General features: G+C 57.1%; 1 protein-coding gene. It reads left to right on the top strand.

Annotation, left to right across the window (positions count from 1 at the left end; translation table 11 throughout):
* Positions 1 to 219: hypothetical protein (locus H8K55_RS21505; RefSeq protein WP_186944287.1), on the top strand; the 219-nt coding region annotated here is incomplete at both ends.

Raw genomic sequence — 219 nt, forward strand, 5'->3', positions numbered from 1 at the left:
GCGGCGGTACAGCAACGGGCAGTGGTACCGATTACGGCAGCGCCACAGCGACTAATCTGCAAGTGTCCACCGATGGTGGCGCAACGTGGGGCAATGCGACGACCGCAACGATTGCGGCAGGTAGCACAAGCGTGTTGGTACGGACACCGATCACCGATGATCTGATCAACGAAGTGACTGAAACCTTTGATTTAACAGTCACCCGCACAGCAGGTACGA

Source organism: Affinundibacterium flavidum, from assembly GCF_014284175.1.
In the GTDB taxonomy this organism is placed as follows: Bacteria; Pseudomonadota; Gammaproteobacteria; order Burkholderiales; family Burkholderiaceae_D; genus Undibacterium; species Undibacterium flavidum.